At 64.2% G+C, this 24,392-nt stretch carries 18 protein-coding genes; 15 read left to right on the forward strand and 3 right to left on the reverse strand.

Annotated features, from left to right (window positions below; translation table 11 throughout):
* Positions 1 to 1,106: 1,106 nt before the first annotated feature.
* Positions 1,107 to 2,516, reverse strand: coding sequence for a short-chain fatty acyl-CoA regulator family protein (locus L610_RS14415; RefSeq protein ID WP_024849650.1), 1,410 nt, complete (start codon positions 2,514 to 2,516; stop codon positions 1,107 to 1,109).
* Between the two features lie 177 nt (positions 2,517 to 2,693).
* Here L610_RS14415 and L610_RS14420 point away from each other — a divergent pair, with 177 nt between their 5' ends.
* The 8 genes from L610_RS14420 (at position 2,694) to L610_RS14455 (ending at position 13,510) form a co-directional block, all read left to right on the forward strand.
* Entirely contained in the window at positions 2,694 to 4,226 is a 1,533-nt protein-coding gene (locus L610_RS14420) for an acyl-CoA carboxylase subunit beta (RefSeq protein WP_144705921.1), read from the forward strand.
* Between the two features lie 12 nt (positions 4,227 to 4,238).
* On the forward strand, positions 4,239 to 4,520 hold the full coding sequence (locus L610_RS14425) for a hypothetical protein (protein WP_024849652.1): 282 nt from the start codon (positions 4,239 to 4,241) through the stop codon (positions 4,518 to 4,520).
* A gap of 24 nt (positions 4,521 to 4,544) precedes the next feature.
* Entirely contained in the window at positions 4,545 to 6,548 is a 2,004-nt protein-coding gene (gene accC, locus L610_RS14430; RefSeq protein ID WP_144705923.1) for an acetyl-CoA carboxylase biotin carboxylase subunit, read from the forward strand.
* A gap of 199 nt (positions 6,549 to 6,747) precedes the next feature.
* Complete coding sequence (gene scpA / locus L610_RS14435) at positions 6,748 to 8,886, forward strand: methylmalonyl-CoA mutase (protein ID WP_024849654.1); 2,139 nt, start codon at positions 6,748 to 6,750, stop codon at positions 8,884 to 8,886.
* Between the two features lie 130 nt (positions 8,887 to 9,016).
* Positions 9,017 to 10,090: an enoyl-CoA hydratase/isomerase family protein gene (locus L610_RS14440; RefSeq protein WP_144705925.1), complete on the forward strand. Its 1,074-nt coding sequence runs from the start codon at positions 9,017 to 9,019 to the stop codon at positions 10,088 to 10,090.
* 54 nt (positions 10,091 to 10,144) lie between these two features.
* Positions 10,145 to 10,939 carry a 3-oxoadipate enol-lactonase gene (gene pcaD, locus L610_RS14445; protein ID WP_024849656.1) on the forward strand — a complete coding sequence of 265 codons (795 nt, stop codon included), beginning with the start codon at positions 10,145 to 10,147 and terminating at the stop codon, positions 10,937 to 10,939.
* Positions 10,940 to 10,977: 38 nt separating this feature from the next.
* Positions 10,978 to 13,050 (forward strand): 3-hydroxyacyl-CoA dehydrogenase NAD-binding domain-containing protein, encoded by a 2,073-nt coding sequence (locus tag L610_RS14450; protein ID WP_144705926.1) that lies wholly within the window; start codon positions 10,978 to 10,980, stop codon positions 13,048 to 13,050.
* A gap of 124 nt (positions 13,051 to 13,174) precedes the next feature.
* On the forward strand, positions 13,175 to 13,510 hold the full coding sequence (locus L610_RS14455; protein ID WP_144705928.1) for a TIGR01244 family sulfur transferase: 336 nt from the start codon (positions 13,175 to 13,177) through the stop codon (positions 13,508 to 13,510).
* Positions 13,511 to 13,527: 17 nt separating this feature from the next.
* Here the strand turns inward: L610_RS14455 and L610_RS14460 are convergent, their stop codons facing one another.
* On the reverse strand, positions 13,528 to 13,992 hold the full coding sequence (locus tag L610_RS14460; protein ID WP_024849659.1) for an Lrp/AsnC family transcriptional regulator: 465 nt from the start codon (positions 13,990 to 13,992) through the stop codon (positions 13,528 to 13,530).
* A 131-nt stretch (positions 13,993 to 14,123) separates the two neighbouring features.
* Here L610_RS14460 and hppD point away from each other — a divergent pair, with 131 nt between their 5' ends.
* The 6 genes from hppD to L610_RS14490 all read left to right on the forward strand — a co-directional run bounded on the left by hppD (position 14,124) and on the right by L610_RS14490 (position 20,778).
* Entirely contained in the window at positions 14,124 to 15,239 is a 1,116-nt protein-coding gene (gene hppD / locus L610_RS14465; protein ID WP_144705930.1) for a 4-hydroxyphenylpyruvate dioxygenase, read from the forward strand.
* Between the two features lie 119 nt (positions 15,240 to 15,358).
* A complete protein-coding gene (locus tag L610_RS14470; protein ID WP_144705932.1) occupies positions 15,359 to 16,150 on the forward strand; it encodes a DeoR/GlpR family DNA-binding transcription regulator in 792 nt (263 codons plus the stop codon).
* Between the two features lie 111 nt (positions 16,151 to 16,261).
* A complete protein-coding gene (gene glpK, locus L610_RS14475; RefSeq protein ID WP_144705934.1) occupies positions 16,262 to 17,752 on the forward strand; it encodes a glycerol kinase GlpK in 1,491 nt (496 codons plus the stop codon).
* 140 nt (positions 17,753 to 17,892) lie between these two features.
* Entirely contained in the window at positions 17,893 to 19,395 is a 1,503-nt protein-coding gene (guaB, locus tag L610_RS14480) for an IMP dehydrogenase (protein WP_024849663.1), read from the forward strand.
* A 146-nt stretch (positions 19,396 to 19,541) separates the two neighbouring features.
* Positions 19,542 to 20,294 (forward strand): GGDEF domain-containing protein, encoded by a 753-nt coding sequence (locus L610_RS14485; RefSeq protein ID WP_024849664.1) that lies wholly within the window; start codon positions 19,542 to 19,544, stop codon positions 20,292 to 20,294.
* A gap of 70 nt (positions 20,295 to 20,364) precedes the next feature.
* On the forward strand, positions 20,365 to 20,778 hold the full coding sequence (locus L610_RS14490) for an MAPEG family protein (protein ID WP_024849665.1): 414 nt from the start codon (positions 20,365 to 20,367) through the stop codon (positions 20,776 to 20,778).
* Here L610_RS14490 and L610_RS14495 read toward each other — a convergent pair.
* On the reverse strand, positions 20,755 to 21,669 hold the full coding sequence (locus L610_RS14495) for a hydrogen peroxide-inducible genes activator (RefSeq protein ID WP_024849666.1): 915 nt from the start codon (positions 21,667 to 21,669) through the stop codon (positions 20,755 to 20,757). The genes L610_RS14490 and L610_RS14495 overlap by 24 nt on opposite strands.
* Before the next feature lie 249 nt (positions 21,670 to 21,918).
* On the opposite strand from L610_RS14495, the gene katG reads away from it, so the two are divergent.
* Positions 21,919 to 24,162, forward strand: coding sequence for a catalase/peroxidase HPI (gene katG, locus L610_RS14500; protein WP_144705936.1), 2,244 nt, complete (start codon positions 21,919 to 21,921; stop codon positions 24,160 to 24,162).
* Positions 24,163 to 24,392: the final 230 nt, after the last annotated feature.

Genomic DNA, 24,392 nt, shown 5'->3' on the forward strand with positions numbered 1-24,392 from the left:
TGTTCCTGTGGTGCGAGGTCTGGGTAAGCAGCCTCGTGCAACTGTTCAGGTTCAAAGCAGCACTGCGGGAAGGGGCCAGGCCATGCCACGGTCTGCTTTCCCAAGCGGAGGCGACCAGGATSCCMKCGGCCTCCTTCCCGCAACCATTCTACACCTCCGCAAACACACAGGATCCCCTGCTCGCGCCCGCTTCGCGGGCTTGGCGGGGATGACGAGGTATAGATGTCGGGGATAGTCGCTGATGTCGTGCCTGAGCACTTGTCCTCGTCGACCTGTCTCGCCACCACCGGGTACGCCGTTTTACCAGCCTCGCGATGCTGACGTGCGAGGTGCGCCGACGCTGACACTTCGTGGCTGATACGCTTCCACTTCGTCATACCCCGACTCGACCGGGGTATCCATGCCTGAACCTTTCCGGTTCAGCAGCGGTGAAGAACAGGGGCGGTGGCCGTATTTGTTCGCTGGGCCTTTGCTAAGGTGCGCGTAGGGTCCGGAGGGCGACGGATGAGCATGGCAGCGAGTGCGCGACTGCCGGTGGGGTGGAGATGTTCAGGCATGGATCTCCTGCTCGCGCCCGCATCGCGGGCTTGGCGGGGATGACGAGGTTTTGGTGTCGCGGTCTCACGTTACCGACTACCGACAGTGACGTCGCACTCGTCTCGCCAGTTTCTTGTTGCGCTTCCACCTCGTCATACCCCGGCTCGACCGGGGTATCCATGCCGGAACGTTTCCGGCTCACCAGCGGGGAAGAACAGGGGCGGCGTTACCTTCTTGCGCGGCTCCGCGAAGGGTGGGGCCGATTGCGCAGGTCTAGAGCTCCTCATCTACCTTGGACAGTGCCCGGCAGCCCCCTCCGCCGCCTTCGGCGTCACCTCCCCCGCTTCGCAGGGGAGGATCCCCGGCGTGGCCTTCAGTTCGGTCGCGTCGAGAACTGATCAGCTGGTTTCGTGGCTTTGCTTGAGAATGTATTGCCCGTCGCCGGACACTTGCGTCTTCCATCTCCACCGGCACGCCCGGATCCTCCCCCATTTATGGGGGGACCATGCGAAGCATGGTGCAGCGGGCTCGTGAAGCGCGGCGCGCCCGCACATAGGAAGGAACGCCCCTCAATCGAGCCGGTACGGCACCGCTCCCCGAACATTCGGGTCCACCACCAGTCGTCGCTTGAGTGGCGGGACGGCGCGCTGGGTGCAGTTGACCCGCTCGCAGATGCGGCAGGAAATGCCGATCGGATCGAAGGCGGCGCGGTTATCGATGTCGAGGTCGTCGGCATAGACGAAGTCGCGCGCGTGGGTCACCTCGCAGCCGACGGCGATCGCATAGCGCCGCTGCGGCGCGCGAAAACCGCCGCCGCCCTTGCTGATCTCGGTGGCAAGGCACAGGTAGCGCACTCCGTCCGGGGTCTCCGCGAGCTGGCGGATGATGCGGCCGGGCTGCTCGAAGGCCTGATGCACGTTCCAGAGCGGGCAGGCGGCACCAAAGCGCGCGAACTGAAGCTTGGCGGCGCTGTGGCGCTTGGTGATGTTGCCGGCGCGGTCGATGCGCGCGAAGAAGATCGGGATGCCCTTGCGGCCCGGCCGCTGCAGCGTCGACAGCCGGTGCGACACCTGCTCGACGCTGGCTCCGAAGCGCATGGCAAGCAATTCGAGGTCATGGCGCAGCTCGCGGGCAGACGCCATCAGCGCCTCGTAGGGCATCATCAGCGCCCCGGCGAAATAGTTGGCAAGGCCGATCTTGCAAATGGCCTTTGCCTCGGGCGTGCGAAAGCCCGCGCTTTCTGTGACCGCGTTGATCGTCGACGTCATTTCCAGCGTGCCGATCTGGAACGCGGTCTGGAAGCTGCGGGTGGAGACCGGCGAGAACGGGTCGAGATAGAGGAGCTTCCGGTCGGGGTCGTAGCGGCGCAGCGCTTGCTCGTCGGTGCTGGCGCGGGTGGTGCGGATGCCGTGCCGGCGTTCGAGATAGTCCGGCAGCGCGGCGGAAGGATCTCGCTCAGGGATGCCCAGCTTTGCCGCGAGGTCCTCGGCGGCGATGTCGAGGTCGTGGATGTAATTGTCGACGAAGTGAAAGAAGTCGCGCACCTCGTCGTAGGGGGTGGGCTCGGCTGCAGCCGATCTGCCCAGAGTGTCGTCGACGCTCGCAAGCTGCTCCGAATTGCGCCGGTAGGCCTCGTGGGCGGCAATCAGCGCATGAGCAAAGCCCGGCGCATTCTGCACCACCATCTTCATTTCCTGCAGCGACGGCCGGAACGTGTCGAACAGCGGATCGCTGATCGCCTCCGACAGCGCCGACAGCAGCCGCTCGCTTTCGCCCGCCGAGAACTCGGAAATGTCGACCCGGAAGTTTTCCGCAAGTGACAGCAGCACACCGGCCGAGACAGAACGCTGGTTGTTCTCGATCTGGTTGAGATAGCTGGTCGAGATGCCGATGCGTTCGGCAAACCGCGCCTGGGTCAGGCGGTTGGCTTCGCGCAGGTCGCGGATCTTGCGGCCGATGAAGAGCTTGGATCGCTGCATTCGCAATTTCGCAATTTACAATGTTGCGAATTGTACTTTACGCGTTTGCGCCCTTTCAAGGGTTTTCTGACCGGCCCGGAAGCGTTAAGCGCACAAGCCGGCAAACCATCCGCTATAGTCGTTGCAGAAGTTTCCTGATGCAGACGATCCAGATCACAGAAGACGAGGCTGCCGCTGATGCGTGAAATACTGGAACAACTGGCCGAGCGCCGCGCCAAAGCCTGGGAGGGCGGCGGTCCGAAGCGCATCGCGGCACAACATGCCAAGGGCAAGCTGACCGCGCGCGAACGCATCGAGGTTCTTCTCGATGAAGGCTCGTTTGAAGAGTACGACATGTACGTGACCCACCGCGCGGTGGATTTCGGCATGGCCGCGCAGCAGTATCCCGGCGATGGCGTCGTCACCGGCTGGGGTACCATCAACGGCCGCATGGTCTACGTCTTCTCGCAGGATTTTACCGTCCTCGGCGGCTCGCTGTCCGAGACCCACGCGCAGAAGATCTGCAAGATCATGGACATGGCGATGCGCAATGGCGCGCCGGTCATCGGTCTCAACGACTCCGGCGGCGCCCGCATCCAGGAAGGCGTTGCCTCGCTTGCGGGCTACGCGGAAGTCTTCCGCCGTAACTCGGAAGCCTCGGGCGTCATCCCGCAGATTTCGGTGATCATGGGCCCGTGCGCTGGCGGCGCGGTCTATTCGCCGGCGCTGACCGACTTCATCTTCATGGTTCGCGACTCCTCCTACATGTTCGTCACCGGGCCGGACGTCGTGAAGACGGTGACCAACGAGATCGTCACTGCCGAAGAACTGGGCGGCGCGCGCACGCATACGCAGAAGTCCTCGGTTGCCGATGGCGCCTATGACGACGACATCGAGGCGCTGGAGCAGGTTCGTCGCCTTTTCGACTTCCTGCCGCTGTCGAACCGCGAAAAGCCGCCGGTGCGCCCGTTCCACGACGATCCGGCGCGCATCGACATGAAGCTCGACACGCTGATCCCGGACTCGGCCACCAAGCCCTACGACATGAAGGAGCTCATCCTCGCGCTAGCCGATGAGGGCGACTTCTTCGAGATCCAGGAAGCCTACGCCAAGAACATCATCATCGGCCTGATGCGCATGGAGGGTCAGACGGTCGGCGTCGTCGCCAACCAGCCGATGGTGCTCGCGGGCTGTCTCGACATCGACTCCTCGCGCAAGGCCGCGCGCTTCGTGCGCTTCTGCGATGCCTTCAACATCCCGATCCTGACGCTGGTCGACGTGCCGGGCTTCCTGCCGGGCACGGCGCAGGAATATGGCGGCGTCATCAAGCATGGCGCGAAGCTGCTGTTTGCATATTCGCAGGCAACCGTGCCGATGGTCACGCTGATCACCCGCAAAGCCTATGGCGGCGCCTATGACGTCATGGCCTCCAAGCACATCGGCGCCGACATCAACTACGCCTGGCCGACCGCCGAAATCGCGGTGATGGGCGCCAAGGGCGCGACCGAGATCCTGTACCGCTCGGAACTCGGCGATGCCGAGAAAATCGCCGCGCGCACCAAGGAGTACGAGGTCAACTTCGCCAACCCGTTCAAGGCGGCGGAGCGCGGCTTCATCGACGAGGTGATCATGCCGCATTCATCGCGCCGCCGCATCGCCAGGGCATTCGCGATGCTTCGCACCAAGAAGCAGGAGCAGCCCTGGAAGAAGCACGACACGATGCCGCTGTGACGAGGTCTTGAGATGAACAAGCCGAAGCTCACACCGGAAGCAGCCCGTCGGGATCATCGCGAAATGCTGATGTACCTGGCAATGAACGCCGCCGCCGGCGCGTTGATGGGCGCGCTGGTCGCGATCGCGATCATCTGGTTCGACGCGGGCGGCATCGGCACCCGCATCGCCCGCTCGTCGCACCAGATCATTGGCACCCTCTTGCTCGTCGTCCCCTTCGCCGCGGTTTTCGGCGGCGTGGTGGCGGCATCAGCCATCATCACCATGCCCTATGAAAAGAAGTTCAGGGACTGAGCCCGTGAGGATTGGAGACCTGTAATGTTCAAGAAGATCCTCATTGCCAATCGCGGTGAAATCGCCTGCCGCGTCATCCGCACCGCTAAGAAGCTGGGCATCAAGACGGTCGCCGTCTATTCGGATGCCGACCGCGACGCGCTGCATGTGAAGCAGGCCGACGAGGCGGTCCACATCGGCCCCGCGCCGTCCAGCCAGTCCTACATCGTCATCGAGAAGATCATCGACGCGATCCGCCAAACGGGTGCCGATGCCGTGCATCCGGGCTACGGCTTTCTGTCGGAGAACTCGAAGTTCGCCGAGGCGCTCGAGAAGGAAGGCGTCACCTTCATCGGTCCGCCGGTCCGCGCGATCGAGGCGATGGGCGACAAGATCACCTCGAAGAAGCTCGCGGCCGAGGCGAAGGTGAACACCGTGCCGGGCCACATGGGCCTGATCGAGGATGCCGACGAGGCCGTGCGTATTGCGAGTTCCATCGGCTATCCGGTGATGATCAAGGCCTCCGCCGGCGGCGGCGGCAAGGGCATGCGCATTGCCTGGAACGACGAGGAAGCCCGCGAAGGGTTCCAGTCCTCGAAGAACGAGGCGAAGTCGTCGTTCGGTGACGACCGCATCTTCATCGAGAAGTTCGTCACCCAGCCGCGCCACATCGAGATCCAGGTGCTGGGCGACAAGCACGGCAACGTCATCTATCTCGGCGAGCGCGAGTGTTCGATCCAGCGCCGCAACCAGAAGGTCGTCGAGGAGGCGCCGTCGCCGTTCCTGGACGCCGCGACCCGCAAGGCGATGGGTGAGCAGGCCGTCGCGCTGGCGAAGGCCGTCGGCTACCACTCGGCCGGCACCGTCGAGTTCATCGTCGACGGCAACCGCAACTTCTACTTCCTCGAGATGAACACCCGCCTGCAGGTGGAGCATCCGGTCACCGAGCTCATCACCGGCATCGACCTCGTGGAAGAAATGATCCGCGTCGCGGCCGGCGAAAAGCTCAAGCTCGGCCAGGATGACGTCAAGCTCAATGGCTGGGCGATCGAGAGCCGCCTCTATGCCGAGGATCCGTACCGCAACTTCCTGCCGTCGATCGGCCGCCTGACGCGCTATCGGCCGCCGGAAGAGGGCGCGCAGGACGACGGCACGATCATCCGCAACGACACGGGCGTATTCGAGGGCGGCGAGATCTCGATGTACTACGACCCGATGATCGCCAAGCTCTGCACCTGGGCGCCGACCCGCGACAAGGCGGTGGCGGCGATGTCGCAGGCGCTGGACGACTTCGAGGTCGAAGGCATCGGCCACAACCTGCCCTTCCTGTCGGCGGTTATGGAGCACCCGCGCTTCAGGGAAGGCCGGCTGACCACCGCCTTCATCGCCGAGGAGTGGCCGGAGGGCTTTGCCGGCGTCCAGCCGGACGCGGAGGCCTCGCGCGTTCTCACGGCTGTTGCTGCCTTCATCAACTTCCGCTCGCAGCGCCGCGCGGTGCTGATTTCCGGCACGCTTGCCAACCACGCCCGCAAGGTCGGCCACGAATGGATGGTCAGCTTCGCCGGCCAGTGGATCCCGGTGACGATCAAGGACGACGCATCGCGCACGGTCGTCAGCTTCGAGGATGGTGAGACGCTTGCCGTCACCTCGGACTGGCTGCCGGGCCGCACCCACGCGCACTTCCTCGTCAACGGCAGGCGCATCGGCGTGAAGGTCCAGGCGGTCAACTCCGCCTTTCGCCTGCGCTGGCGCGGCATCGACGAGAAGGTGCACGTGCGCACCCCGCGCGTTGCCGAGCTTGCAAGGCTGATGCCGGTCAAGCTTCCGCCGGATACCTCGAAGATGCTGCTTTGCCCGATGCCAGGCGTCATCACATCGATCGCGGTCAAGGAAGGTGACGAGGTTCAGGAAGGTCAGGCGCTCGCGACCGTCGAGGCCATGAAGATGGAAAACGTGCTGCGCGCCGAGCGCCGCGGCATCGTCAAGAAAATCGCCGTCGAGCCGGGTGCAAGCCTGGCCGTCGATGAGCTGATCATGGAGTTCGAGTGATGAACTTCCTCTTGACCCCCACCCCTTACCCCTCCCCACAAGGGGGAGGGGAGTTGGGCTACGCCAGAGCCAGGCGAACGCTTTCCAGAACTGCACTTGGCAACAAGGTCCCCCTCCCCCTTGTGGGGAGGGGTAAGGGGTGGGGGTATCACGCCGCCACCGCAAAGCTTTTGACTTCTTCAAACCAGGGGAGCGTGTCATGACCAATCCCGACCTCGAGAAGTGGCGCGCGCTTGCCGAGAAGGAGATCAAGCGCGACCCGGACACGCTGGTGTGGAACACGCCGGAAGGCATTCCGGTCAAGCCGCTCTACACCGCCGACGACCTGCAGGGCATCGGTCACCTCGACTCGCTGCCGGGCTTGAAGCCGTTCGTGCGCGGGCCGCGCGCGACCATGTATGCCGGCCGGCCATGGACCATCCGCCAGTATGCCGGCTTCTCGACTGCGGAGGAGTCTAACGCCTTCTACCGCAAGGCGCTGGCTGCCGGTCAGCAGGGCGTTTCGGTCGCGTTCGACCTCGCCACCCACCGTGGCTATGACAGCGACCACCCGCGCGTCGTCGGCGACGTCGGCAAAGCGGGCGTTGCGATCGACTCCGTCGAGGACATGAAGATCCTGTTCGACGGCATCCCGCTCGGCGAGATTTCCGTGTCGATGACCATGAACGGCGCGGTTATCCCGATCCTCGCCAGCTTCATCGTCGCGGGTGAAGAGCAGGGCGTGCCGCGAGAAAAGCTCTCCGGGACCATCCAGAACGACATCCTCAAGGAGTTCATGGTCCGCAACACCTACATCTACCCGCCGGAACCCTCGATGCGCATCGTTGCGGACATTATCGAGTACACGGCCAAGGAGATGCCGAAGTTCAACTCGATCTCGATCTCCGGCTACCACATGCAGGAGGCCGGGGCGACGCTGGTGCAGGAGCTCGCCTTCACGCTGGCCGACGGTCGCGAATATGTCCGCGCGGCGCTCAAGAAGGGCCTCAACGTCGACGACTTCGCCGGCCGCCTGTCGTTCTTCTTCGCCATCGGCATGAACTTCTTCATGGAGATCGCCAAGCTGCGCGCCGCGCGCCTCTTGTGGTCGCGTATCATGGAAGAGTTCGAGCCGAAGAAGCCGTCGTCGCTGATGCTGCGCACGCACTGCCAGACCTCGGGCGTGTCGCTGCAGGAGCAGGATCCGTACAACAACGTGATCCGTACCGCCTATGAGGCGCTCTCGGCCGCGCTTGGCGGTACCCAGTCGCTGCACACCAACGCGCTCGACGAGGCGATTGCGCTGCCGACCGAATTCTCGGCGCGCATTGCCCGCAACACGCAGCTGATCCTGCAGCATGAGACGGGCGTGACCAAGGTCGTCGACCCGCTCGCCGGCTCCTACTACGTCGAGAGCCTTACCAACGAACTGGCCGAAAAGGCCTGGGCGCTGATCGAGGAAATTGAGGCGATGGGCGGCATGACCAAGGCCGTCATCGAGGGCCTGCCGAAGCGGCTGATCGAAGAAGCCGCGACCCGCAAGCAGGCGGCGATCGACCGCGGCGACGAGGTCATCGTCGGCGTCAACAAGTACCGGCTCGAGAGTGAGGACGAGCTCGATATTCTCGAGGTCGATAACAAGGCGGTGCGCGAGGCGCAGATCGCCCGCATTGAGCGGGTTCGCCGCCAGCGCGACCCGAAGCGCTGGGAAGAGGCGCTTGCGAACCTTCGTGAGGTCGCGCGCAGCGGCAAGGGGAACATTCTCGAGGCGGCCGTTGAGGCAGCCCGCGCCCGTGCGACGCTCGGCGAAATCTCCGACGCGATGCGCGAGGCGTTCGGCGACCATGCCGCCGAGCCGAAGGTCGTGAAGAAGGTCTACGGCGCCGCCTACCAGGGCGAGCCGGAATACCAGACGCTGGTCGACCGCATCGACGGCCTGACGCAGACGCTGGGCGAGCGCCCGAAGGTACTCGTCGCCAAGCTCGGCCAGGACGGCCACGATCGTGGCGCAAAGATCATCGCATCGGCCTTCGGCGACATCGGCTTCGATGTCGTTGCCGGGCCGCTGTTCCAGACACCGGAGGAGGCGGCCGAGCTCGCCGTCGCCAGCAAGGTTCATGTCGTCGGCATGTCCTCGCTCGCGGCCGGCCACAAGACGCTCGCGCCGCAACTGGTTGACGCACTGAAGTCGCGGGGCGCGACGGATGTGATCGTCGTGGTCGGAGGCGTCGTGCCCCGGCAGGATTACAAATACCTGCTGGATCATGGCGTCGCCGCCGTCTTTGGGCCGGGTACCAACGTGCTTGACGCAGCGCGCGGGGTGCTCGACCTGATGGAAGGCAAACGTCGGAACGCGTAGCGGGGCGCTACGTTTCCGGGGGACGCCGGCATGACCTGCCGGCGTCGGCCTCCCTCATTTTACCACCAAGAGTTGCCTTTCATCTGACCACATCCAGATTATGCTCGGCACGCATAAGGGAGTGATCAGCATGAACGACGAAGCGGAGATCCTGTTCGAGAAGCGCGGGCGGGCCGGCCTCATCACACTCAATCGCCCGAAGGCGCTGAATGCGTTGAATGCGAACATGGTGGCGCTGATGCACCCGCAGCTCATCGAGTGGGCTTCCGATCCCGACGTCGATCTCGTCGTGATTCGCGGCGAGGGCGAAAAGGCCTTCTGCGCCGGCGGCGACATCCGCCAGTTGCATGACTGGGGCAGGGCGGGCGATCCGGCCATGCGCGCCTTCTACCGCGACGAATATCGCCTCAACGCCTACATCAAGTCCTATCCGAAGCCCTATGTCGCGCTGCTCGACGGCATCTGCATGGGCGGCGGCGTCGGCCTGTCGGTTCACGGGAGCCATCGCGTGGCGACCGAAAAGCTGATGTTCGCGATGCCCGAGACAGGCATCGGCTTCTTCCCGGATGTCGGCGGCACCTACTTCCTGCCGCGCATGCCGGGAAAGGTCGGCACCTGGCTTGCGCTGACTGCCTCGCGGCTTGGCCAGACCGACGCGCTGTGGGCCGGCTTTGCCACGCATGCGGTCGCCTCCGCCGACATTCCGGCGCTGACCGATGCGCTGTGCGAGGAGGGCAACCCCGACGAGACCATCCCCGCCTTCGTCATGGCGACAAGTGAATCGTCGGTCGCGCAGATGCGGGAGGTCATCGACCGCTGCTTCTCGGCCGATACGGTCGAGGCAATCCTCGAACGTCTCGACGACGAAGGCGGCGAGTGGGCCGAAAAGCAAGCGGCGACCATCCGCTCGAAATCCCCGAACAGCCTGAAGATCGCGCTGCGCCAGATGCAGGAGGGCGCGAAGGTCGACTTCGAGGAGTGCATGCGCATCGAATACCGCATCGTCTCGCGCGTCGAGAAGGGCGCCGACTTCTACGAGGGCGTGCGCGCCGTGATCATCGACAAGGACCACTCGCCGAAGTGGCAACCTGCGGAGCTGACCGACGTGAGCCAAGAGGCCGTTGACGCCTATTTCGCGCCGCTGCCGGACGAACTCGACCTTGGCGCACTCGATCGCACGGAGAATTCGGCGTTGGCCGATTGACCGCTTCCGCCATTCGACCTACTCCCGAAACACGTTTCAGTTCGGAGGTTTGGAATGGCATTCGCGCGCGTCAACGGCGTCGTCCTTCATCATGAAGTCCGTGGCAGGGCGGATGGCCCGACGGTGGTGTTCTCCAACTCGCTCGGCACGGACTTCCGTATCTGGAACGAGGTGAGCGCGGCGCTGGAGCCCAACTACCGCGTGGTGCTCTACGACAAGCGCGGCCACGGCCTGTCGGAGGCGACGCCGCAGCCCTACCGGATGGGCGACCACGTCAGCGACCTTGCGGCGCTGCTCGACCATCTTGGCGTGAAACAGGCGGTGGTCGTCGGCCTCTCCGTCGGCGGCATGATCGCCCAGGGCATCGCCGCTGCGCGTCCTGACCTCGTCAAGGCGCTGGTCCTTTGCGACACGGCGCACAAGATCGGCACCACCGAGGCCTGGAACGCGCGCATCGACGCCGTCAATGCCAACGGCATTGCCTCGATCGGTGACGCGATCATGGAACGCTGGTTCACCCCCGGCTACCGCTCTCCGGAAAACCCGGACTTCGCCGGCTACACCAACATGCTCACCCGCACGCCGGTCGACGGCTATGCGGGCACCTGCGCCGCGCTGCGCGACGCGGACCTCACCGCCTCCACCTCTATGCTGAAGCTGCCGGTGCTGTGCATCGTCGGCGACCAGGACGGCTCGACGCCGCCAGATCTTGTTCGCACCACCGCGAACCTGATCGAAGGCTCGCGCTTCGAGATCGTCAACGGCGCGGGGCACATCCCCTGCGTCGAACAGCCGGAGCAGACCATCGCGCTGATCACCGGTTTCCTGAAGGAAATCGGCTGGCAGTAAGCGCCTGACGGCGCATTCGCGAAGGGGAGGAGAAGCGAATGGAAAATCTGGTCACGGTTGCACGCGACGGCGGTATCGTCGTCGTCACCATCGACAACCCGCCGGTCAACGCTCTGAGCTTTCGCATGCGCGGGCCGCTGCGCGATGCGCTGGCAGAACTCGATCGTGACGACGGTGTTCAGGCGATCGTGCTCACCTGCGCCGGCCGCACCTTCGTCTCCGGGGCGGACATCAGCGAATTCGGCACGCCCGTGGCGCTGGCCGAACCGACGCTGCCGCAGCTCTGCACGCAGCTCGAGGCTCTGTCGAAGCCGGTCATTGCGTCGATCCACGGCAGCGCGCTGGGCGGCGGGCTGGAGCTTGCGCTCGCCTGCCACTATCGCGTCGCGGACAAGGCGGCGAAGGTTGGCCTTCCCGAGGTGAAGCTTGGACTCATCCCGGGCTCCGGCGGCACGGTGCGTCTGCCGCGCCTGACAGGGCCGGAAAAGGCGGTCGAGCTGATCGTCTCCGGCAACCCGGTCGGTGCAGCGAAGGCGCTGGAATACGGCATCATCGATGCTGTCGCGGAAAATGACCTCGTCGCCACGGCGATCGCTTTCGCAAGGGACAAGGCAGGGCAGGGGCAGCATAAGGCAGTTCGCGAGCGTGACGATCTGTTGAAGGCCGCAAACCTCGAAGCCTTCGATGCAGCCGTCGCTGCCCTGACGAAAAAATCGCGCGGGTTGGAAGCACCTGTTGCGGCGGCGCAGGCTGTGCGCAATGCCATCACCATGCCGTTCGATGAGGCGCTGAGGGCCGAGCGCGAGACCTTCCTGCGGCTCGTTTCGGGCGACCAGTCGCGTGCGCAGCGCCACCTGTTCTTCGCCGAGCGGGAAGCGGCCAAGGTCGACGGCATCGGCAAGGAGACGCCTGTTCGCCCGGTGAAGAAGGTTGGGGTCATCGGCGCTGGCCTGATGGGCGGCGGCATCGCCATGGCCTTCGCCAATGGCGGCTTCGAGGTCGTCGTACTCGACATGAGCGACGAGGCGCTCGACCGCGGCTTCGCCAACATCGAGAAGACCTACGCGTCTTCCGTCGCGCGCGGTTCGCTATCGGACGAGGAGCGGCAGAACCGCCTGTTGCGCCTTGCCCGCGCCACAGACTACCGCGCGCTCGCCGATTGCGACCTCATCATCGAGGCCGTGTTCGAGGACATGGCGGTCAAGCACGACGTCTTCCGCAAGCTCGACGAGGTGGCGAAGGCCGGTGCGGTGCTTGCCACCAACACCTCCTATCTCGACGTCAACGAGATCGCTGCCGTGACCAGCCGGCCGCAGGACGTGCTCGGCCTCCACTTCTTCTCGCCGGCAAACGTGATGAAGCTGCTGGAGATCGTTCGCGCAGCGAAGACCGCGTCGGATGTGATCGCAACCGCGCTCGATGTTGCCCGGAAGATCGGCAAGGTCTCGGTGGTCGTCGGCGTCTGCCAGGGCTTCGTCGGCAACCGCATGCTGACCGCCCGCGGCAATCAACTCGAGCCGCTGCTGCTAGAAGGCGCTTCGCCGCAGCAGGTCGACCGTGTATTCACCGAGTTTGGCTTCCCGATGGGCCCGTTCGCGATGATGGATATGGCGGGCCTCGACATCGGCTGGCGCAAGCGCAAGGTGCTCGGCCAGCGCGCGCTGATCGCCGATGCGCTCGCCGACGACGGCCATTTCGGCCAGAAGACCGGCCGCGGCTTCTACCGCTACGCGGAAGGTTCGCGCACGCCGGAGCCGGATGCGGAGGTCGCGCGACTGATCGAGGAGACGGCGAAGGCGCAGGGTATCGAGCGCCGTGAAATCTCCGACCAGGAAATCCTCGAACGTACGCTCTACCCGCTGGTGAACGAGGGTGCACGCATACTCGAGGAGGGCATTGCCGCCGGCGCGTCGGATATCGACGTCGTCTGGGTCAACGGCTACGGCTTCCCCATTGGCAAGGGCGGGCCGATGTTCTGGGCTGGCCTCGAAGGCATCTCGAAGATCGTCGAGCGGCTCGACCACTGGCGCGGAAAGACCGGCGAAAAGGTGTTCGAGCCTGCGCCTTTGCTGCGCAAACTGGCGGTCGAGGGCGGAAGCTTTTCCCGCTGACGCATGGTAGCGCCGCCGCGGCGGGAACGTTTTTCCACTTTGGCGCGTCCCATGAACGTGCTTTGCCTTGGCAAAGGCATGATGCACAACTAGATGGAGCCCAACCGAAATCGAAGGGACCGCCATGGAATTCCGTCAGATCACCGAGGACTATTTCGTCTCGCCGCAGATCGCCATCGAGCAGGTGGCGAAGATCAAGGGAGCGGGGTTCAGGAGCATCATCGCCAACCGTCCGGACTCCGAGGACGGCGCCGTCCCGCATGACGAGATCGCGGCGGCTGCGGCCGAGGCTGGCCTTGAGTTCCGTTACATCCCGGTCATCAGCGGCCACATCACCGACGAGAACGTCGCCGACCAGAAGGCGGCGCTGGCCGAGCTGCCGAAGCCGGTTCTCGCCTACTGCCGTTCCGGCACCCGCTGCACCAACCTCTACGCGCTGGTTGAGCAGCTTCAGGGCTGATCCCTCTTCGCGCGCTGTCAGATCGGCAGCGCGCCCGTTTCCTTCAGTGTCTGCAGGACGATCGCCGTCTTCACGTGCTGCACTGAGTCGTGCGGCAGAAGGACGTCGTTGACGAAGGTCGCCAGCGACTTCAGGTCGGGCGTGACCACCTTCAGGATGTAGTCCATCTCGCCCGTGAGCGCGTGCGCCTCCTGCACCTCCGGTAGCCGTTCCAATAGTTCCGCAAAGCGCCGCGCATTGTCGCGGTTGTGCGTCGCCAGTGTCACCGAAATGACGTTGACCAGCGGAAAGCCGAGCCGCTCGCGGTCGAGCACGGCGCGGTAGCCGCGGATAAGCCCTTCCTCTTCTAGCCGCTGCCGGCGCCGTGAGCATTGCGACGGCGACAGGTTCACGCGCTCCGACAGGTCGTTGTTGGTGAGGCGCGCGTCGTCCTGCAATAGCGACAGGATCTTGCGGTCGAATTCGTCAAGTTGCGCGGACATGACTGCATCCTCCTCGATGATGCACGATCCGTGCACAGAGTGCCGCATCCAGGCATGAGTATGCAAGCACCTCGCATGGGGCAGGTGTTATGCTTCCCTTATCTTTCGGACTCGCTCAGGGAGGAGCCAGGATGGGACCGTTTCCACACGACGCGCCGCCGGCCGTCATATCAGAACAAAATCCAGCCGGTACGGATGGCTTTGAGTTTGTGGAATTTTCCCATCCTGAGTCCGGAAAGCTTGAGGATCTGTTCGCTCGCATGGGCTACACGAAGGTTGCCCGCCACCGGACGAAGAATATCACCCTCTGGCGCCAGGGCGACATCAACTACCTTGTAAATGCAGAGCCCGGCTCGCACGCCATGCGCTTTGTCGAGGAGCATGGCCCGTGCGCGCCGTCGATGGCCTGGCGCGTGGTCGATGCGAAGCATGCCTTCGAGCATGCGGTGGCGCGCGGCGCCCAGCCTTACCTTGGCAACGACAAGGCGCTCGACGTGCCGGCCATCGTCGGCATCGGCGGTTCGCTGCTCTATTTCGTCGACGAGTACGGCGAGAAGGGGTCGGCCTATGATGCCGAGTTCGAGTGGCTGGGCGAGCGCGACCCGAAGCCCGAGGGCGTCGGGTTCTACTATCTCGACCACCTGACCCATAACGTCTATCGCGGCAACATGGACAAGTGGTGGGACTTTTACCGCAACCTGTTCGGCTTCAGTCAGATCCACTACTTCGACATCGACGGGCGCATCACCGGCCTCGTCAGCCGCGCGATTACCTCGCCTTGCGGCAAGATCCGCATCCCGCTCAACGAGTCGAAGGACGACACCAGCCAGATCGAGGAATACCTTCGCAAGTACAAGGGCGAGGGAATTCAGCACATCGCCGTGGGCACCGAGGAAATCTACGACGCCACCGACAAGCTGGCGGAGAACGGCCTCAAGTTCATGCCCGGCCCGCCGGACACCTACTATGAGCGCTCACATGAGCGCGTGCGCGGCCACCAGGAGCCGATCGAGCGGATGAAGAAGCACGGCATCCTGATCGACGGCGAGGGCGTTGTGAATGGCGGCATGACCAAGATCCTGTTGCAGATCTTCTCGAAGACCGTCATCGGCCCGATCTTCTTCGAATTCATCCAGCGCAAGGGCGATGAGGGCTTCGGCGAGGGAAATTTCCGCGCCCTGTTCGAGTCGATCGAGGAAGACCAGATCCGCCGCGGCGTCATCAAGCCGGCACAGGCGGCCGAATAGAACTTTCGCAGACAGCCAGGGGACTGACCGGCTGTCTGCTTTACCTTACGTTCAATGCGCTATCCTTCGCTTTCGCTTTTGGCTAAGCTGCGCAAAAAAGCGAAAACAGAGGGAGCCGCATGTATCTGCCACCGCGTCATGCAGAGATCATCCGTTTGGCCAAGGATAATGGCCGCGTGCTGGTCGAAGAGCTCTCGGCACATTTTGGCGTGACGCCGCAGACAATTCGCAAGGACCTGAACGAGCTGTGCGACCGCCGGCTGCTTTCGCGCATTCATGGCGGCGCGCTGTTCCCGTCCGGCATCGAGAACGTCCAGTACGAGGCGAGGCGCAAGATCGCAGCCGACGAAAAGGATGCGATCGGCCGCGCCGCGGCGAAGATCATTCCCGACAACGCCTCGCTGTTCGTCAACATCGGCACCACCACGGAAGCCGTCTCCAACGCGCTTCTCGACCACAAGGGGCTGATGGTCATCACCAACAACATCAACGTCGCCAACAGGATGCGCGTCTACCCCTCGATCGAGGTGGTGATCGCCGGCGGCGTCGTGCGCGGTTCGGATGGCGGCATTGTCGGCGAGGCGGCCGTCGACTTCATCCGCCAGTTCAAGGTGGACTATGCCGTGATCGGCACCTCGGCCATCGACCATGACGGGGCGCTGCTCGATTTCGACTTTCGCGAGGTGAAGGTCGCGCAGGCGATCCTCGCCAATGCGCGCCACGTCATCCTCGTCGCCGACTCGACCAAATTCGAGCGGACCGCACCGGTTCGTATCGGCCACATCTCACAGGTGAACACCTTCATCACCGACGAGTGCACCGTGGATGCCGTGCGCAGGGTCTGCGTTGAGGCCGAAGTGCAGCTGATCGAGACGAACAAGCTGGGGACCGAGGCGGTCAGGACGCCTTGATTTCCTTTGTCTTTCAGATAATTTTCGCGTCACTTTCGAATTTGCGGGGCTGAGCGGCCCGCGCGCCTTTCACGATCAGACAATGCCCGCCGGGACGGGCCGGGAGGAGACATGGGCGGATACATTCTCGCCATCGACCAGGGCACCACCTCCAGCCGCGCGATCATCTTCGACGGCAAGATGCAGATCGTGGCGATCGGCCAGAAGGAATTCACCCAGCACTATCCGGCCTCCGGCTGGGTCGAGCACGACCCGGAGGAAATCTGGGACACCACCGTCTGGTCGGTGAAGAAGGCGCTGAAGGACGCGAAGCTCGAGGCCTCCGACGTCGCGGCGATCGGCATCACCAACCAGCGGGAAACGGTCGTCATCTGGGACAAGGCGACCGGCAAGGCGATCCACAACGCCATCGTCTGGCAGGACCGCCGTACCGCGCGCATGTGCGAGAAGCTGAAGAAGCAGGGGCTGGAGCCGAAGTTCACCAAGAAGACCGGCCTTCTGCTCGATCCGTATTTCTCCGGCACCAAGATCGCCTGGCTGCTCGACAAGGTGAAGGGAGCAAGGAAGCGCGCCGAGAAGGGCGAGCTTCTCGCCGGCACCATCGACTCGTTCCTGATCTGGCGGCTGACCGGCGGTAAGGCACACGTGACGGACGCCACCAACGCCTCGCGCACGCTCGTCTACAACATCGAGACGAACGACTGGGACGCCGAGCTTCTCAAGATCCTCGATATCCCGAGCGCGATGCTGCCCGAAGTGAAGGACTGCGCGGCCGACTTTGGCGTGACCGAGAAGGCGCTGTTCGGGGCGGAAATCCCGATCCTCGGCGTTGCGGGCGACCAGCAGGCGGCGACGATCGGTCAGGCCTGCTTCAAGCCGGGCATGATGAAGTCGACCTACGGCACCGGCTGCTTCGCGCTGCTCAACACCGGCGAGAAGCTGGTGCGCTCAAAGAATCGCCTGCTGACGACGATCGCCTATCGCCTCAACGGCAGGACGACCTATGCGTTGGAAGGCTCGATCTTCATCGCCGGTGCGGCGGTGCAGTGGCTGCGCGACGGGATCAAGGTGATCGGCAAGGCCTCGGAAAGCGGCGAGCTTGCCGCTGAGGCCGACGAAACGCAGAACGTCTACCTCGTGCCGGCCTTCGTGGGGCTCGGTGCGCCGCACTGGGATGCGGACGCGCGCGGCGCGATCTTTGGCCTTACCCGCAATTCCGGCCCGGCGGAGTTTGCGCGCGCGGCGCTCGAATCGGTTGCGTACCAGACCTATGACCTGCTGGTCGCGATGCACAAGGACTGGAAGGCCCGCCCGTCGGACACCGTTCTGCGAGTCGATGGCGGCATGGTCGCCTCCGACTGGACGATGCAGCGTCTGGCTGACCTTCTTGACGCACCTGTGGATCGGCCGACGATTCTCGAGACAACGGCGCTGGGCGCTGCCTGGCTTGCTGGTTCGCGCGCGGGCGTGTGGCTGGATGCAGAGGAATTTTCGCACAAGTGGGCTCTCGACTGCCGTTTCACGCCGTCGATGGATCCTGCGCTGCGCAAGAAAAAGCTCTCCGGCTGGACAGATGCTGTGAGCCGTACGCTTTCTGCATAGCTTATCTGACGCAAGGACGCTTTCCTTTCCGCGATCCGCGTGATACCAGCCCTTGCCATCCTGAAAGGGAAGTATCGGAGTCGCCGCCGGCCAGAGGGTCGCGGGCTCCTCCCGCGCATCCGCAGATACGAGGATCGGCAATGGCAAAAATCATCGAGACCGCAACCGGTGCCCTGGCACTAACCTTCGACGACGTGCTGTTGCAGCCCGCCCACTCGGAAGTGATGCCGGGCCAGACCAACGTGTCGACCATCATTGCTCGCGACATCGAGCTCAACATCCCGATTCTTTCGGCGGCGATGGATACGGTGACCGACGCACGCCTCGCCATCGCGATGGCCCAGGCGGGTGGTATCGGCGTCATCCACCGCAACTTCACCCCCGAAGAGCAGGCCGAGCAGGTCCGCCAGGTCAAGAAGTTCGAGAGCGGCATGGTCGTCAATCCGCTGACGATCGGCCCGGACGCAACGCTGGGCGATGCGCAGACGCTGATGCGCGAGCACGGCATTTCCGGCATTCCGGTCGTCGAGAACGGCGGCAAGGGCGGTCACACCACCGGCAAGCTGGTAGGCATCCTCACCAACCGTGACGTTCGCTTCGCGTCCGACCCGAACCAGAAGGTGCGGGAGCTGATGACGCATCAGAACCTCGTCACCGTGAAGGAAAACGTCGCCCAGGACGAGGCCAAGCGTCTTCTCCACCAGCACCGCATCGAAAAGCTCCTCGTCGTTGATGATGCCGGCCAGTGCGTCGGTCTCATCACCGTCAAGGACATGGAGAAGTCGCAGCTCAACCCGAACGCCGCCAAGGACGCCCAGGGTCGCCTGCGCGTTGCTGCTGCGACCAGCGTTGGTGACGACGGCTTCGAGCGCGCTGAGCGCCTGATCGACGCGGGCGTCGACCTCCTCGTCATCGACACCGCCCACGGCCACTCGCAGCGCGTGCTCGACGCGGTCACCCGCGCCAAGAAGCTGTCGAACTCGGTGCGCATCCTCGCCGGCAACGTCGCGACCGCCGAAGGCACCCGCGCCCTGATCGAAGCCGGCGCTGACGGCGTCAAGGTCGGCATTGGGCCTGGCTCGATCTGCACCACCCGCATCGTCGCGGGCGTCGGCGTTCCGCAGTTGTCGGCCATCATGTCGGCGGTCGAGGAAGCAGACAAGTACGGCATCGGCATCATCGCCGACGGCGGCATCAAATTCTCGGGCGACCTTGCCAAGGCCCTCGCGGCCGGCGCGGTCGGCGCGATGATCGGCTCGCTGCTCGCAGGCACCGAGGAAAGCCCGGGCGAGGTCTACCTGCACCAGGGTCGCTCGTTCAAGGCGTATCGCGGCATGGGCTCGGTCGGCGCAATGGCGCGCGGCTCGGCTGACCGCTACTTCCAGGCGGAAGTGCGCGACACGCTGAAGCTCGTGCCGGAAGGCATCGAGGGCCAGGTTCCGTACAAGGGCCCGGTTGCCGGCGTCCTGCATCAGCTGGTCGGCGGCCTTAAGGCGGCGATGGGCTATGTCGGCGCGGCCACGCTGCCCGACCTGCGCACCCGCGCGACCTTTGTCCGCATCTCCAATGCGGGTCTGCGCGAGAGTCACGCACACGACGTGACCATCACCCGCGAGAGCCCGAATTATCCGGGCGGCATCTGAGACCGGCGCACGCCGTTCCAGTCGACTAAATTCTGCAACCGGCAGCGGCGGAGCTTTTCGCCGCTGCCGGTAACTCTTCGACATTGCTAACCGAAACGCCCCGCCGCGCGCGTGCGCCCCGGGCCCAATGCATTGAGTAAGTCCCCGTGAAGTTTGCAGGGTTCTCGCGGTCCGTACTGGTTCGCACAGCTCAGGTTACTCTGATCGCGGCAGCAGCGTCGATCGGCATCTCGACCGGCGTACGCTGGATCCTGGGTGTCGAAGCTGACCACCTCACCGTCGCGGTTCGTATCATGCTGCCGCTCATGATCGCGGCTCCGATCAGTTTCGTCTGGTTCAGCCGGCTGGAACGTCTCGAGCTGTCCTACCGCAGGCTCTTGAGGGAGACGAGCCGGCTCGCCCGCAGGGCCAACACCGATCCGCTGACCGGCGTCCTCAATCGGCGCAGCTTCATCGAGCAGTTCGAAACCGCCTGTGGACACAGGATCGGCGGCAGTTTCATCATCGCCGATCTGGACTACCTCAAGACGATCAACGACCGGTATGGCCATCTCGCCGGCGACGACGCGATTATTGCGGCGGCGGATGCGCTGAAGCAGGTGCTGGGCGAGGAAAGCCTGATCGCGCGGATGGGCGGCGACGAGTTCTGCGCCTTCGTCCCGGGCGGCATCCGCGATGTCGATGCGCTGCCAGCCGCGGTCAATGATGCGGCGGCACGCAACTTCCGCGCCCGTAACGGCGAGGCAGATATCTGCCTTTCGATTTCGCTCGGCCATCAGATCTGCAAGCCGAACATGTCGTTCCGCGATCTTGTCGCGCAGACGGACAGCCACCTCTACCGCAAGAAGCAGAGCCGCGACTCTGTCGTGCAGCCGCTGCGGCTGGCGGCCGGGAAATAATCCGCGGCGTGCATTGCCGTTCCCGCCGCGACCGCTAGCTTAGAGAGGCGCGTGCTAGGGGAGGCAAGTCATGCAACAGACCGCGATATTCTGGCCGATGATCGCTCATGTGGTGCTGGTCATTTGCCTCTATGCCCTGCTGGGGCTGCGCCGCAAGCAGGCGGTAGAGCAGGGCGCTGCGAAGATTTCCCAGTTCCGGGAGAACAGAGAGGAGCCGCCGCAGAGCCTGTTCGTTCGCAACAGCCTCGCCAACCAGACTGAGCTGCCGCCGCTCTTCCACATCGCCTGCCTCGCACTCTACGAAACGGGCGGTGTCGGGACTTTCGTCCTTGTGGTTGCGTGGCTGTTCGCGATCTCGCGCTACCTGCACGCCTTCATCCACGTCACCTCGAACCGGATCCGCTATCGTCAGCCGGCCTTCCTCGTCGGATTCGTAGCGGTCATTGTACTCTGGGCCGCGCTAGCACTGCACTTGCTTCGCTGAAGACGCGACGTCGCGGATGATGCCCGCAACCGCCTCGTAGTCGTCCTGGCGGCTCGAATTGCGTCGCCATGCCAGCGCGATCTTCCGCAAGGGCGTCGGCTCGGCAAACGGCACGACCTTGAGCTCCGGTATCTGCGGACCGGCGGTGACGGCCATCTCCGGAATCAGCGTCACCCCCTGGCCGTGCGCGACCATCTGCAGGAGCGTTGTCAGGCTGGTCGCACCGTAGTTGGCAATTGCCGCCGGGCGGGCATTGGTGCACACCGCCAGCGCCTGCTCGCGCATGCAGTGGCCTTCTTCCAGCAGCATCAACCTGTCGAGTGCAGGGCTCTCCGGGGGCACTGGCGGGTTGATGAATTCAGGGTCGTTGCCTGGTACAGCGAGGAAGAAACGGTCCTCGAACAGCGGCTCGACGACCAGCGCCCGGTGTTCCACCGGCAGCGCCGCAATCATCGCGTCGAGGCGTCCAGCCGCGGTTTCCTCTATGAGGATGCCTGTGACGGCCTCGCGCAGCTCGACGTTCAGGTCAGGGAACTGCTCTTTCAGCGCAGGCAGCAGGCGGGGAAGGAGGTAGGGGGCCACCGTCGGGATGATCCCAAGCCGGAACCGGCCAGCCATGACCGAGCGCCCGCGCTGCGCATAGGCCTCGATCTCCCGCGTCTGCACCAGCACCGCCTCGATGCGCGGCTTCAGCGCCTGCGCGTCCTCGGTGAGATGCACGGTCCGGCCGCTCCGCTCGAAGAGCTTGCAGCCAAGTTTTTCTTCCATTTCCGCAATCTGCGTCGACAGCGCTGGCTGCGTGACGCCGACCATCTCGGCCGCGCGGCCGAAATGCAGCGTCTGCGTGACGGCCTCAAAATATTCCATCTGGCGGATCGTCAGCTTGATCATAAGATAAGGTTATCAGTGGAAATAGAAAAAGGCAATTTGAAACTATCGGTCGGGCCGACTAGTTTTGAATTATTCCAGATTGACGCTGGGGGAGCAGGGCAGCCGCAGAGAGCGGCGCCCAGGAGAGCGGCGAAAGCAGCGCTCCACTGACGACAAACAAGCCGCGCAACGAAGTTTCGAGCGCGGTAGCGGCTTTTCGTGTGCGCCGGCCCGCCGGCGTGCCGGCAATTGCAAGAACCGGAGATCCAGATGGACGCGCTTGAGGTAAACGAAAACAGCGAAACGACGCCCGAGAGCACCGGCAAGTGCCCGGTCGCGCACGGCGCGGCGAAGATCGCGTCGAACACGGCGATGCGCTCGAATCGCGACTGGTGGCCGAACCAGCTCAACCTGAAGATTCTGCACCAGCACTCCCAGAAGTCGAATCCGATGCAGCCGGACTTCGACTACATCGAGGAGTTCAAGAAGCTGGACTATGAGGGCCTGAAGGCTGACCTCCGCGCCCTGATGAAGGATTCGCAGGAGTGGTGGCCGGCCGACTTCGGTCACTATGGCCCGTTCTTCATCCGCATGGCCTGGCACAGCGCCGGCACCTACCGTACCGGCGACGGCCGCGGTGGCGCCGAGACGGGTCAGCAGCGCTTCGCTCCGCTGAACAGCTGGCCGGACAACGTCAACCTCGACAAGGCCCGCCGTTTGCTCTGGCCGCTCAAGCAGAAGTACGGCAACAAGATTTCCTGGGCAGACCTGATGATCCTCGCGGGCACCGTCGCGCTCGAGGACATGGGCGTGAAGACCATCGGCTTCGCCGGCGGCCGCGCCGACGTCTGGGAGCCGGAAGAGGACGTCTACTGGGGTTCGGAAGGCAAGTGGCTCGAAGACCAGCGCTATTCGGGTGACCGCGAGCTCGAGAACCCGCTCGCTGCCGTCCAGATGGGCCTCATCTACGTCAACCCGGAAGGCCCGAACGGCAACCCGGACCCGATCGCTTCGGCCCGCGACATCCGCGACACGTTCGGCCGCATGGGCATGAACGACTACGAGACCGTCGCGCTGATCGCCGGCGGCCACACCTTCGGCAAGACCCACGGCGCGGGCGACGCTGCGCTCGTCGGTCCGGAGCCGGAAGCGGCTGGCCTCGCTGAGCAGGGCCTCGGCTGGTCGAGCAAGTTCGGCACCGGCAAGGGCGCCGACACCATCGGTTCGGGCCTGGAAGTCACCTGGACGACCACCCCGACCAAGTGGACGAACAACTTCCTCTGGAACCTGTTCGGCTATGAGTGGGAGCTGACCAAGAGCCCGGCAGGCGCACACCAGTGGAAGCCGAAGCACGGCATGGGCGACGGTACCGTTCCGCACGCTCACCACAAGGACCAGCGCATTGGCCCGTCGATGCTGACGAGCGACCTCGCGCTGCGCTTCGACCCTGAGTACGAGAAGATCGCGCGTCACTTCCTCGAGAACCCGGACGAGTTCCAGGAGGCCTTCGCCAAGGCCTGGTTCAAGCTGACCCACCGCGACATGGGTCCGAAGACCCGCTACTACGGTCCGGAAGTTCCGGCCGAGGACTTCGTCTGGCAGGATCCGATTCCGGCTGTCGACCACCCGCTGATCGACGACGCGGATATTGCTGCCCTCAAGGTAAAGATCCTGGCTTCAGGCCTGTCCGTTGCTGAGCTCGTGTCGACTGCATGGTGCTCGGCCTCGACCTTCCGTGGCTCGGACAAGCGTGGCGGTGCCAATGGCGCTCGCATCCGCCTTCTGCCGCAGAAGGACTGGGAAGCCAACGAGCCGGAGCAGCTCGCCAAGGTTCTCTCGGTTCTCGAGAGCATCAAGGCCGAGTTCGATGCCGCGCAGACCAACGGCAAGAAGGTCTCGCTCGCTGACCTCATCGTCCTCGGCGGCGCTGCCGGTATCGAGGCTGCAGCCCGCGCTGCCGGCCACGAAGTGACGGTCCCGTTCGCACCGGGCCGCACCGACGCTTCGCAGGAGCAGACGGACATCGACGGCTTCAAAGTTCTTGAGCCGCAGGCTGACGGTTTCCGCAACTACCAGAAGACCCGCTTCTCGGTGACAGCTGAGGAGATGCTGGTCGACCGTGCCCAGCTGCTCACTCTGACCGCTCCGGAAATGACGGTTCTGGTCGGCGGCCTGCGCGTCCTCGGTGCCAACTACAAGGGCTCCAAGCACGGCGTGTTCACCGACCGTCCGGGTCAGCTGACGAACGACTTCTTCGTCAACCTGCTCGACATGGCGACCAAGTGGAAGTCGGTCTCGGAGGCCGAGGAGCTGTTCGAGGGCTACGACCGCAAGAGCGGCGACCTGCGCTGGACCGGTACCCGCGTCGACCTGATCTTCGGTTCGCACTCGCAGCTGCGTGCGATCTCGGAGGTCTATGCCCAGCAGGACAATCAGGCGAAGTTCGTCAACGACTTCATCGCTGCCTGGAACAAGGTCATGGACGCCGATCGCTTCGATCTGCGTCGCAAGTAATACGCCAGGTAAGGCGGTCGGGTGGGACCGCCTGGCCAGGCAAAAAGGGCGCGGAGAAATCCGCGCCCTTCAGACTGCTGACAAACCTCTGGCGTTAGCCGGAGGTTTTTGATTCACTGGGGCATGTTGAAGAAACCTGCTCCAGTTCAGACGGCGATCGAGATGGTGACGCTCGAGAGCCTTGTTCCAGCAGATCACCTGCTGCGCAAGATCGACGCGGTGATCGACTT

It is taken from the genome of Aminobacter sp. J44, assembly GCF_007829415.1.
GTDB lineage: Bacteria > Pseudomonadota > Alphaproteobacteria > Rhizobiales > Rhizobiaceae > Aerobium.